This window comes from Motiliproteus sp. MSK22-1 (assembly GCF_001968815.1).
GTDB lineage: Bacteria > Pseudomonadota > Gammaproteobacteria > Pseudomonadales > Balneatricaceae > Motiliproteus.
Genome location: NZ_MIEQ01000098.1, coordinates 86,199 through 97,674 on the forward strand (window position 1 = coordinate 86,199; position 11,476 = coordinate 97,674).

Annotated in this window: 11 protein-coding genes and 1 tRNA gene; all 12 read right to left on the bottom strand. The window is 45.5% G+C overall.

What is annotated here, in order from left to right; genetic code table 11:
• Window positions 1–9: 9 nt before the first annotated feature.
• On the bottom strand, window positions 10–1,044 hold the full coding sequence (locus tag BGP75_RS26510; RefSeq protein WP_158070186.1) for an ABC transporter substrate-binding protein: 1,035 nt from the start codon (window positions 1,042–1,044) through the stop codon (window positions 10–12).
• Window positions 1,045–1,362: 318 nt separating this feature from the next.
• The gene (locus BGP75_RS26515) at window positions 1,363–1,959 is read right to left on the bottom strand and encodes a DUF938 domain-containing protein (protein ID WP_076721940.1); all 597 of its coding nucleotides are present in this window, start codon (window positions 1,957–1,959) and stop codon (window positions 1,363–1,365) included.
• A 96-nt stretch (window positions 1,960–2,055) separates the two neighbouring features.
• Window positions 2,056–2,595 carry a DUF924 family protein gene (locus BGP75_RS26520; protein ID WP_076721941.1) on the bottom strand — a complete coding sequence of 180 codons (540 nt, stop codon included), beginning with the start codon at window positions 2,593–2,595 and terminating at the stop codon, window positions 2,056–2,058.
• Window positions 2,596–2,618: 23 nt separating this feature from the next.
• Window positions 2,619–3,323, bottom strand: a complete 705-nt coding sequence (locus tag BGP75_RS26525; RefSeq protein WP_369832163.1) for a YceH family protein — start codon at window positions 3,321–3,323, stop codon at window positions 2,619–2,621.
• A gap of 293 nt (window positions 3,324–3,616) precedes the next feature.
• The gene (locus BGP75_RS26530; RefSeq protein WP_076721943.1) at window positions 3,617–4,003 is read right to left on the bottom strand and encodes a hypothetical protein; all 387 of its coding nucleotides are present in this window, start codon (window positions 4,001–4,003) and stop codon (window positions 3,617–3,619) included.
• A gap of 241 nt (window positions 4,004–4,244) precedes the next feature.
• Window positions 4,245–6,878 carry an aminopeptidase N gene (gene pepN / locus BGP75_RS26535; protein ID WP_076721944.1) on the bottom strand — a complete coding sequence of 878 codons (2,634 nt, stop codon included), beginning with the start codon at window positions 6,876–6,878 and terminating at the stop codon, window positions 4,245–4,247.
• Between the two features lie 77 nt (window positions 6,879–6,955).
• On the bottom strand, window positions 6,956–7,789 hold the full coding sequence (locus BGP75_RS26540) for a DUF2797 domain-containing protein (RefSeq protein ID WP_076721945.1): 834 nt from the start codon (window positions 7,787–7,789) through the stop codon (window positions 6,956–6,958).
• A 93-nt stretch (window positions 7,790–7,882) separates the two neighbouring features.
• Window positions 7,883–8,152, bottom strand: coding sequence for a YeaC family protein (locus BGP75_RS26545; RefSeq protein ID WP_076721946.1), 270 nt, complete (start codon window positions 8,150–8,152; stop codon window positions 7,883–7,885).
• 176 nt (window positions 8,153–8,328) lie between these two features.
• Entirely contained in the window at window positions 8,329–9,201 is an 873-nt protein-coding gene (locus tag BGP75_RS26550) for a rhomboid family intramembrane serine protease (protein WP_158070187.1), read from the bottom strand.
• A gap of 4 nt (window positions 9,202–9,205) precedes the next feature.
• The gene (locus BGP75_RS26555; protein ID WP_076721948.1) at window positions 9,206–10,195 is read right to left on the bottom strand and encodes a metallophosphoesterase; all 990 of its coding nucleotides are present in this window, start codon (window positions 10,193–10,195) and stop codon (window positions 9,206–9,208) included.
• A gap of 5 nt (window positions 10,196–10,200) precedes the next feature.
• Complete coding sequence (locus tag BGP75_RS26560; RefSeq protein WP_076721949.1) at window positions 10,201–11,082, bottom strand: NAD(+) kinase; 882 nt, start codon at window positions 11,080–11,082, stop codon at window positions 10,201–10,203.
• Window positions 11,083–11,329: 247 nt separating this feature from the next.
• Window positions 11,330–11,406: transfer RNA gene (locus BGP75_RS26565), tRNA-Asp, on the bottom strand.
• Window positions 11,407–11,476 lie beyond the last annotated feature (70 nt).

Below are 11,476 nucleotides of genomic sequence, written 5' to 3' on the forward strand. Positions count from 1 at the left end.
GTCTGAGGACTATTGAGTACGGACAAAGTCCGTACCTCGAAATATAATGGGTCTGGGATTAAGATTCAGCGCTTTCATCGTCGAAACATTGAGAACCCGTCTTCCCTTAAAGTTTCGAGTAATGGGTAATTGCGCCACAGGGACCCCTTTCATCGCGCGCATAAGCATCGAAGCGGCTTTAGCACCCTGTTCTTGTCCTGTTTTTATTACTGCAGCTAAGGCTCCTTGGGCAACATGATACTGATTGGCACCTAATATCGGACCACGAAATATTGAAGTGAAGTCCGTTAACACTTGCTGATAGGATAATGTATCACCACCCTGGTCTAAAATGCCTTCAGTACTCTCTATATAAACCGCATCACAAAAAGAGTCGAGTTTTTTGGCAGCTTCAAAGAGATCATTGCGATTGTTCACCTCAGTCAAGCCACAGATGTTGACACCATAGTGATCAGAATCTTTCTTGATCTGCTTCAAAACAGCTCTTCCGGAAGAGCTGTTATTGGTGATAAAACCAACTGATGATAAGGAAGGCATCAGTTGTTTCAGAAACGAAATAGATTCTTTAACATGCCCACGCTCCAGGACCCCTGATACATTAATATCGGGGTATCCGTATTCATCTGGCTCAGCGTTAACTCCACAAAACATAACCGGAGTCTCAACCTTAGCCTTAAGATAAGGAACGACAAACAACTGCTGGGCGTTATCATCAACAGCAATGACCCCATCGGGTTTAAGCTTTTGGTATAGCTCATAGGCTTCAGCAGCCCTGGCAGCTCCGCCACTCAAATCTGTTTTTGTATTCATATAAAAATAGGTAAGCTCACTCTGCTTAGCGAGCGTGGAATCGATTCCTTCTTTAATCTCTTTTGACCAGCAGAAATCCTCCTCATAGCTCATCACAACCAACACTTTATTGTGTTTTTTTGCCTGTTTATCCTCATTTGCATTGGCTGAACCAGCCCCGAAAATACCAGCAATCAGGACCAACAAAGCAAGTGATAACAGCAAGGTCGGCCGGTTGGCCATTCGACCTATCATCTTGCACTCCTCCAAAGAGCTACGTTGATAACCGCTCCATATCTCGTAGTGAACCATATATGCCGTAACAAACACTGAAGGAAGACAAGGCGAGTGCAAGCTGCAAAGAAAGGCAAATTACAGATCGTATATGGCTATTCTCAAGACACTCTGATCTCCCTTAACACGGCGTCACCACCATCAGACAACATCCGGCGACTGGGGTTAAATACTAATACCACAGCTACGATTTAAAGTTCATAAAGCTTAGCGTAAACATTGATATCGATCACAAATAAGCAAGGTTTGAAGATATCTTTGCAGTTATCAAAAGATTATTCAGATCGTCTTTCGCCAAATCAACATCTGATTGTTTGCCGGCATCAGGATGTCCTGCACTAGTTTAAGCCCCTGATCTGAAGCCAGTTTATTAACATACTCAAATGAGCGAATGGCACTCAATGGATCTCTTTTCTGGAGCCATTGGTCAAAACGAGCGTTACTTTCGCTGGTGTATTCCCCTTGATAGCGGAACGGTCCATACACTATTAGCATTCCTTCTTTTTCCAGAATTTTTCCGACCCCACGAAAGAGATACTCCACCAGGAGTTCGCTGATGATATGTAGTGTATTGGCGGTATAAACAGCATTAAAGCCGCAATCCGGCCAGAGCTCGTCACAAACATTCAGCTCAACAGGATGTTTTACATTAGAGCCAGCATACTGCTCTAAATTGGATTGGAGACTCTGGAGGTTCTCTGATATTTCGGTAGGTTGCCAGCTTAGTGTTGGAATCTTGGTGGCAAAGTGCACTGCATGCTGACCTGAACCACTTCCAATCTCCAGAACATTTTGCCCATTATTCAGGTGCTGCCGAAGAATCTTTAAAATAGGTTCTTTGTTACGCTCGCAAGCTTCACTGAAATTAACGATCATCTACGCACCTCAGTTCCTCCAGGGGAGAGAACAAACCGGATAATACTGAATAATATATTTAACAAAACGGCTCCGTACTGGCCAGGGAACCTGGATCTAAAAAGAGGAACCAGGTTGCTCCAAAAACTCCAATTCTGCCTGCGTTGATTGTCGTCCAAGCACTGCGTTTCGATGCGGATAACGCCCAAAACGATCAATAATTTCCTTATGTCTAATTTCAAAGTTATAGCTGTTTTCCAATCCTTCCTCTGAAAACAGCTGAACAGCCTGCTGATGAACAAGTGGAGATTCGCTATGCATGTATGGCATATACAGAAAGCTTCTCTGCTCAGTATCGAGACCGGCCGGAGCATTACAAGCAACAGCTTCCTGAGCGAGTGCCAGAGCGAGAGAATCCTGAGAAAAAGACTCAGCTTGGTCTCGAAAAATATTACGTGAAAACTGATCTAAAACAATAATTTCAGCCAGGCGCCCCAAGGGGTTAATACGCCAGCCAAAAAGCTCACAGTTTGCAGCAGCCTGATTAATATCCAGAAAACGTTCTTTTAGCATCTGGTCAAAAGCGGGATCTTTCTTCCACTTTTGCTGCGGTGTTACTTCCTTAAACCAGAAGTCGATAATCGCTTGATATTCCATAAATTTTCCCTAGCAAGTTGCCGCTACTCACCCAGTTGGGATCTCAACGAATCAAGATCACTGCGAAGTGTTTCTACCTCCAGTTCCAGTGCCTTCAGCCTCTGCTCCAGTTGTTCGTTAACGCTCCCCTGCGCTACAAAAGCGGCAGAATTATCACCCTGCGAACGGCCTGCGTTATCTGCTTCCTGACTGGTACCAAGGGAAAGAAATTCAGACACCTCCTGTTCCAAACCAAACAGGTGGGCAAATCTCGATTCCCGCTTTCCTGGCTCCTTAGGTAAGCAAAGCACAAGCTTGCCATCCTCACGATCAGCCAGACTGGACAAAGCACTTTCAACTTGATGAATATCATCAAAACGACATAAGCGATTTGTTCTTGTTCTCAGCTCTCCTGGTGTTTGGGGACCTCTTAAGAAAAGAACGCAAAGAATTCCCAGCTCTTGTTCAGTTAACTGTAATTCACTAAATTCAGTATTACAAAAACGGTGCCCATACTTTACCACTCGACTCCCAAAACCCGACTCTTCCCGAGTCAGCCTTTTTTTGGCAAGTTCATCCAGAGTTTCCTGAACGACTGATTCAGACAGTTCCAGCACCGGTTCTCGATTACTTTTCTGGTTGCAGGCGTTAACAAGTGCGTTAAGGGACAAAGGGTACTGGTCCGGTGTGGTTCTCTCTTTTTCAAGAAGACAACCGATGACCCTCAATTCATTAGGTGATAATTTCATCTCCACTCAAGGTATCCTTCTACAGCAACGTGAAGTTGTAAATATGCGACCTTCTCAGGAACTTATCAACAAAAAACCAGTAAAGATAACAGGGTACCGCCGGAAAACACCGCTAACTGAAACAAGTCCCTTGGTCATTCAGAGTTATGCTAGCCCCCGTATGGAAAACTAATAGATTTTCTACAAAGCAGTAATTTTATGGATTGTCTTAATCTGTAAAAAAGGGGCTCCGATCTGGAGCCCCTTTTTAAAGTAGCTGTTCAGAGGAACCTGAACAGGCAAAAATGTCCGTGTTACTGATAAATCCGGTCCTGGAACAAGTCGACAGGGTTTTCCAGCTGATCATCATCCTTCAGGAATGCAGTCTTACCCTGTAGAATAACACCCTTGGACTTAAACCAACGCTCCACCTCTTCAACCACATCTTCTGCCTGTGCTCGTTTCATGTAGGCAGAAACTATCTGATAAAAATAAGCCCCGATCAGACCTGCCCCGACACCAAGATAAAATTCTGAGTGCATCGAAAACAACAAAGCCAGGACCCCTACAATCCATATGCGGCTTGCTTTGGCCTGTTTTAAGGCGTTATTTGCCGATTCTCCCTTAGTGTAATGATCCTCAAATCGTCGATAGTTACGCTGATATTCACTCTTTAAAAAAGCAGACAGATGTTGATTCATCAATCCAGTCCTTATTGTCGTTGTTAACAAAAATTGTAGCTATGCATTGCGGGCATTCCGCTCGGCTGCAATGTTCTTGATCTCTCACCATGCATCAATAAACAGAAGAATATAACTCTTCCTAACTCACCGCCATATCACTATAGACTAAGAAACCAGCACCAATAAGGCGATGACTTCAGTCAAGTGGCTTACTCCTTGTCTTTCATTATTTTTCCGGCTTTTAGCTCTATCCCCCCCCTCAACCAAGACTTTTACTCGCGACTTCAAAACTGTCCTTAGACAAGCCCTTGGTATCTAGTATACGTTTTAACTCAGCAGTCATTAATTTCTTACGTTCACTATCATACTTTTTCCAACGGGTTAGAGGCGTTAACAATCGTGATGCAATTTGTGGGTTCATTGCATCAAGCTTTATTATTTGATCAGAAAGAAAACGATAGCCCTTTCCATCCAGCCGGTGGAACCCTACCGAATTTTGATTACAGAATACACCTATCAGTGCACGCACTCGATTAGGATTCTTAAAATCAAATGCAGAATGTTCAAGTAACGACTGCACCTGCTCCAAAGCATCATCCCTGGCTGCGGAAGCCTGGACACTGAACCATTGATTAACGACTAGACTATCATCATGCCAACGCTGATAAAAAGCATCCAGGGCCGAATCCCGTTCTTCGACAAACTCACAATTGGCTAATTGAGTTAAAGCAGACAAAGTATCGGTCATGTTGTCCGCATTTTGAAATTGCTCTTGAGCTAACTTTAATACTGCCGGTGTGTTCAGCGTCATCAAATAGGCCAAACTCAGGTTTTGCAAACGGCGCTGGGCAACAGCTTCTGCGTTGAGTTCATAACCTCCGGTTGACCGATTGCGACGATAACAGTCCATGAAAAGATCTTGAAGCTGCGTCGCAAGACTTTTCCTGACAAACTCTCTGACATTGTGAATTGCTTCGACATCAATCTCCTCGGCCAGTTCTCCCAGATAAGCCTCGGAGGGCAGCAACAACACTTTAGCCACCATCGCCTGATCCAGACTACGATCCGATAGAACTTTTCGAAAAGCGTCCACTAATAGTGAATCCAGAACCCCTTCGCGTCCAGCCCGATAATCTGCGATCAACCCTTGAATAATATCCACTGACAGTTTTTGGCCCGCCTCCCAGCGATTAAAACCGTCACTATCATGACTCATCAGAAAAACAAGATCTTCTCGGCTGTAGTTGTAGCACAGCTTCACAGGGGCGCTGAACCCACGTAGTAACGAAGGAACCGGCTTGCTCGGAATGTTCTCAAAGGTAAAAGTTTGGCTCTGTTCTTTAAGCTGCAACAGTTCAGTGCTTTCTCCCCCGGTAAGAGGAATATCTTTACCCTCTTCATCCAGCAATCCAACCGCTACTGGTATATGGTAAGGCTGTTTAACCGGCTGTCCGGGAGAAGGGGCACAGCTCTGTTCAATCGTCAAACGGTAACAGTTGTTTGCAGGATCATACTCATCGGTAACATCCAGACGGGGAGTTCCCGCCTGAGAATACCAACGCCGGAATTGCGTTAAATCCTGGCCACTGACTTCCTCCATCGCGGCAACAAAGTCATCAGTAGTAACCGCCTGGCCGTCATAACGATCAAAGTATAAATCACTCCCTTTGCGAAACAGATCTTTACCCAGGAGACGATGAATCATTCTGACCACTTCAGCCCCTTTTTCATACACTGTCAGGGTGTAGAAGTTGGAAATTTCAATATACGAAGCAGGCCGTACAGGGTGAGCCATAGGTCCTGCATCTTCAGCAAACTGGGCGGTACGCAGAACATTGACGTCCTCAATGCGCTTGACCGTCCGCGATCCCATGTCAGCTGAAAACTCTGAATCTCTAAATACGGTAAACCCTTCTTTAAGGCTTAACTGGAACCAATCGCGACAGGTCACCCTGTTACCAGACCAGTTATGGAAATATTCGTGCGCAACGATCCCTTCTATACGCTGAAATGCATCGTCAGTCGTTGTTTGCGGGTTGGCAAGTACACATGAGGAGTTAAAAATATTCAGCCCCTTATTTTCCATCGCCCCCATATTAAAGTGGTCCACTGCAACGATCATAAAGATGTCCAGATCATATTCTCGACCATAAACCTCTTCATCCCACCTCATCGATCGCTTTAAAGCGTCTAAAGCGTGTTCGCACTTATTCAGATCTTTCTTCTCAACATACAGTCGCAGCGGAATCTGACGACCGCTGGCGGTAATGAAAAGATCCTCAACCAGCTCCAGGTCGCCTCCCACGAGCGCAAACAAATAGGCAGGTTTGGGGAAGGGATCTTCCCAGGTTACCCAATGGCGTCCATTATCCACTTCACCTTGATCAACAGGGTTTCCGTTTGATAACAGAACCGGAAATCTATTTTTACTGGCAACAATCGTCGTGGTAAAAACAGACATTACATCAGGACGATCCAGGTAGTAGGTAATCTTGCGAAACCCTTCCGCTTCACACTGAGTGCAGAACATGCCATTTGACTGATAGAGCCCCTCCAGCGAGGTGTTATCCTGGGGATTAATCAACGTAACGCATTCCAGGGTAAAGTAATCAGGCACATCTGCGAGCCGCAACAGCTCTTCACTCAGCTCATAGTCCCCTACCGACAGGTCTTTCCCGTCAATCACCAAACGGCGTAAATTCAATGATTTGTCACCATTCAGCTCTAGCGCAGCATTCGCAACGGTACAGGCCGGATTTCGCCTCAAAGACAACTTGCTTTTAACCAGAGTCGCTTTATCACCGAGTTCGAAATGAAGATCAGTTTTGTCAATGAGAAATGAGGGGACACGATAATCTTTTAAATGAATGGGCTGTGGATTGTTCTTACTCATGATTCAACCTGCTAAAAGAAAAGCTCGATGTTCGTACGCTGGGCTCGGATAATTTAGGGAGTAAACATCTGAGCATACTAGGCAAGCAGCTCAATATCATAGGCTGCAAATTTTCGAATATTGATCACGCCGCTATCCAACATCAAATATTGTCCCTTCAAACCCTGTAGAGTTCCCTCAACTATAGGTGTTTTATCAAAACTCAGGGATGTAATTTTCTTCGGATAGTCAATAACCGGGTATTTTAACGCAACTTCTTCCGCCTGATGCAGACGCTGTATTGCGGTGACCCCAAATCGATGTTCCAGCCCTCTTAATGGCTCATCCAGCAACTCGAAAAGACGATCGCGCTCCGCTTCCATATTCAGCATTTCAACATTGTTCTTAAGCATTGCCCGCCAGTTAGTGCGGTCGTTAACATGTTCTTTAAATGCAGTTTCAATTAGACCTGATTGGTAGCGTGTCGCAACTCGAAGAATAGGAAGCGCCTGCACAGCGCCTTGATCAAGCCAGCGAGTAGGAACTTGCGAAGCTCGGGTAATACCAACCTTCAGCCCGGAAGAGTTTGCTAAGTAAACAACGTGCCCCTGCATACATTGTTGTTCGCCCCACAGAGGATCGCGACAGGTATCCAAGTGAAAATGACATTTTTCCGGGCTCATAATGCAACTGTCACATTCAGGCAGTGACTTGAAGCAAGGAAAGCAATAGCCCTGATTAAAGCTTTTATTCGTCTTGCGGCCGCAATGTATGCAATTGATTGCACCCAGGAAATTGAGCCGGATCGGTTTTCCCAAAAGTCCGTTAAGGTCTATTTCATGATCTCCGACGGGCATTTTATAAACCGCTGGAGAATCAAGTTGAATCCGAAGCTTGCGCAGGGCACCTGCGCCTTGAATCTGTAAACTCATGGATATGACTTACTAGTTGTTATTTGTTGGCCAGAATACCGGGGGATATTAGCTGGTAAGAGTCGCAGGTATATCCGGTATGGGAGACAATCACTAAGTATCGTTGCCGAGTATCTTAACAATATCTTCTGTGGACTGACTAGGGCTATGATTGCTGCCATCAGCCTTTTTTCGGCTGATATAACCCACTCGCTCCTCTTCAGGCAGGTGCTCAGCGTCATAAGCGATAACGGCTTGCATGCAGGCCTTTCGTTCTTCTTCCGAGAGTTTTCGTCCATCCGGCCACTTCCCTAATTCTACAGCCCGTTTCATTGACGCATGAACTTCAGGGTTCATTGATTTCAATAATTCTTCAAAAGTCATAATTCAGTATTTCGCCTTAAAATATCCGGTTTACACCCTATTATACAGACAGTGCCAGATAGTCTTCATAGCTACGGTAAATGCCACATCAGAGCTTTCTGGCCATAATACCACGCGAGCAGTCTCTGTCATCAGTAACAGAGACTTCTGAACGCCCGCCGGAGAGCGGTGCCTGCTTATATCTTTCGCCACAACTGATCCCGAAACAAATAAACCAGTGGCGCGCACAACAGCCCACTGAGCAAGCCGATAAGGTGAGCCGTATTGGCAAAAGAACCCAGGCCCATTTTCTCGGGTAAACCACTTACACCAAAGATCAGCCAAACGACCATAAATGTCATCATAACCGGCGGCAAACCGTAACTATGGGCTGGACATATGCGATCCCAAAGCCAGGTGTACGCCATCAAACCAAAAATAATGCCTGACAAACCACCAAATATGGGCCCGGTAATGACGAACTGAGAGATATTGGACATCACTCCCATAAACAATACCAGAACAACAATAACTGAACGCCTGTGCACTAACTCTATTCGTCTTCCAAGCTCCCAGGTCCACAATAAATTAAACACCAAATGCATAAAACCGAAGTGCAAAAACACCGGTGAAATCCAACGCCACCACTGCCCTTCAGCGATCAGCGTACCCAAACTCTGGAATACCGGGTACTGTCCCTGGAAAGTAAAATCGACAAACGTAAACCAATGTAAAAACTCCATTTGCCGGCCAAATCCGGTCAGCAACGTCAGTACAAGACTGATTACAATTAACGACAGTGTAACCGGCACGTGCTGAACCCAGAACATAAACTGGGACACCTTCAGATTTGGATTGTCATTCTGAGCCATGACAAGCTCAAATTCATCCCCTTGTTTCCAGCGTTGGTACTGCTCAAGCACATAATCAGTATCCGCGGCATTTCGAAGCCACAACTCCTGACGGTCGCCCTGATGCCTAATACGATGAGGAATCTTTGCCTGCCACAAAAAGCCGGCAAACTCCTGTAAATCTTCCGAGCTGGGAATATCCAATATTTTTATATTCAACGCTTCAGCCTCCTTCAATCTGCACTGCCGGCTGAATATCATCCGGATCCACATCGACCCATACAAATTTTTTTCTATCAATTCGAGATTCTGAATCCATACGATAGGCCACCAATTTTCCTTGTTTCACGGCACTATAATCCAAGCAGGCAATGTTCGGCCGAATTGATTCAGGAATGCCCTGTCTCCAATAGTGCCCTATAAACAATGGTGGCTCCTCCTTCGAGTAATGCAACAGTTGTTTCCGGTCTGATACGGAAAGAGGCAACGAGCCAATATGCTCTGGCAAGGGATCCGGCTGAAAAACGACATCATTATGGATTTCTGGAGTGGTTGACCAAAACTGAGTCCGGTAGACCCGACGACGGTAGCCATCCTCGCTGGTCATAACTTCACTGTTTGGCAGCGGTAGATAGGTTCCCCTTAATAACCTATCAGCAACCTGCCATTCGAATCCTCCATATTCTGCGGAACGATGAAGCATTTCATCATCACTAAAATCAAGAATCTGTCGTCGTTTAAGTTCAGATATCAGGTTTTTATCCCAACAGGCATGAATCACTCGAAATGTATCAAACTCAAGAAATAGCGGCATCTTTCTGAACCACTTCAAAAACGCCTGCCACTCGCTGGAATGATTTTCAAATTGCGCCAGGGATTCCCGAATTTGTCTTTCATGTCGTTCATTATGAGCACGTAAAAAATCACGCCCTGAATCAGGCCTTGCCTCAGTGCAGTATGCGATAGCATTATACTCATGATTACCAATGACTATCTGGGCAACACCAGCGTCAACCATCTCTCGAACAAGGTGTAACGATTCCCGGATAAAGTTTCCTCTGTCGACAATATCACCCAAAAATACAGCACGGCGCTGGGGGTGCCGATAGCAACCATTTCGTCGCGAGTATCCCAGCTTGCATAAAAGCTGCTCCAACGTTCGAGCACAGCCATGCACGTCGCCAATCAGATCATAACCGCGAGATTTCACCATACCTCCTATTCACCCAGTTTTGCCCCCCAACCAAGCTTACTCCGACAGGTCTCATAAAAGTTGTAACTTAAGGGATGGATAAGGCGTAATTTTTGAGGTTTTTTTCTGATAGTTATGACATCACCAGGAGCACACACAATGTTTGTCTGACCATCACAACTGACGTTAGGAAAGGTTTCATTGCGCTCATCAACGACAATTTTTAGCTCGACATTTCCATCGACCACGATTGGTCGGCTACTGAGAGTATGCGGGAACATTGGAACCAACACGATAGCATCCAGCCGAGGGTGCATGATGGGGCCGCCTCCAGACAAGGAATAGGCGGTAGAACCGGTTGGAGTCGCCACAATCAGTCCGTCTGAACGTTGATTGTAAACGTACTCACCTTCAATATAGAGGTCAAAACGAATTAGACGGGCGGTTTTACCGGGATGTAGAATCACCTCATTGAGTGCTGAGCCTTCTCCGACAGGCAACCCCTTTCGTCGCACAAATGCATCTATCAGGAATCTATTCTCAATGGTGTATCGTCCCTCTAACACCTCTGTAATTTTTTCACACACCTGATCAGGGGTAATATCAGTGAGAAAACCGAGGTTACCACGATTCACTCCCAACACTGGCACCTTGTATGGCGCCAGCTCCCTGGCGGCCCCAAGGAGAGTTCCATCACCGCCCACAACAATAACCATGTCGCAACTTTCTCCCATCAACCTGAGAGCACTTTCTTGCAATCCATACTCAGAAACCAACTCCCCTATTGCACGATCTACAATTACGTTTAAACCACGCTCTTGCAAAAAAGGAATGATAAGCTTCAACGAAACAACAACTGAACTACTGTTCAGCCGACCTACCAGGCCAATATTTTTGAACTGATCCATAGATTTAGGTTCCATAACACGGACAAAATTCAGCCGCGACAATGACCATTATTATAAGGACAACCAAGAACAAAGGTAAAAGAGCAACTCGGCAGCCCAAACCCGTCTGAAAGCTATCGACAAGGGGCAAGAGCGTGAGAATTATAACAGCTTCTAACAGCATCGCTGCTGATTATCGAAAAAGGAACTGGAGGATATTATTTGAGCAGAAAAACTCTTGCCAGCCAATCGTATATGAGGATAGAAGTGGCGGAACGGACGGGATTCGAACCCGCGACCCCCGGCGTGACAGGCCGGTATTCTAACCAGCTGAACTACCGCTCCGCAATATGCCTGAAAACTGATCAGGACTTCGCTGCAGTGCTTCTTTCAAAACGACTGCTTTTTCATCAAT

Coding starts and splice junctions, on each gene's coding strand:
- BGP75_RS26520 (WP_076721941.1), bottom strand. CDS start 2,595: ATGGAATATCAAGCGATTATCGACTTCTGGTTTAAGGAAGTAACACCG.
- BGP75_RS26545 (WP_076721946.1), bottom strand. CDS start 8,152: ATGACTTTTGAAGAATTATTGAAATCAATGAACCCTGAAGTTCATGCG.
- BGP75_RS26555 (WP_076721948.1), bottom strand. CDS start 10,195: ATGGTGAAATCTCGCGGTTATGATCTGATTGGCGACGTGCATGGCTGT.
- BGP75_RS26540 (WP_076721945.1), bottom strand. CDS start 7,789: ATGAGTTTACAGATTCAAGGCGCAGGTGCCCTGCGCAAGCTTCGGATT.
- pepN (WP_076721944.1), bottom strand. CDS start 6,878: ATGAGTAAGAACAATCCACAGCCCATTCATTTAAAAGATTATCGTGTC.
- BGP75_RS26515 (WP_076721940.1), bottom strand. CDS start 1,959: ATGATCGTTAATTTCAGTGAAGCTTGCGAGCGTAACAAAGAACCTATT.
- BGP75_RS26525 (WP_369832163.1), bottom strand. CDS start 3,323: ATGAAATTATCACCTAATGAATTGAGGGTCATCGGTTGTCTTCTTGAA.
- BGP75_RS26560 (WP_076721949.1), bottom strand. CDS start 11,082: ATGGATCAGTTCAAAAATATTGGCCTGGTAGGTCGGCTGAACAGTAGT.
- BGP75_RS26530 (WP_076721943.1), bottom strand. CDS start 4,003: ATGAATCAACATCTGTCTGCTTTTTTAAAGAGTGAATATCAGCGTAAC.
- BGP75_RS26510 (WP_158070186.1), bottom strand. CDS start 1,044: ATGATAGGTCGAATGGCCAACCGGCCGACCTTGCTGTTATCACTTGCT.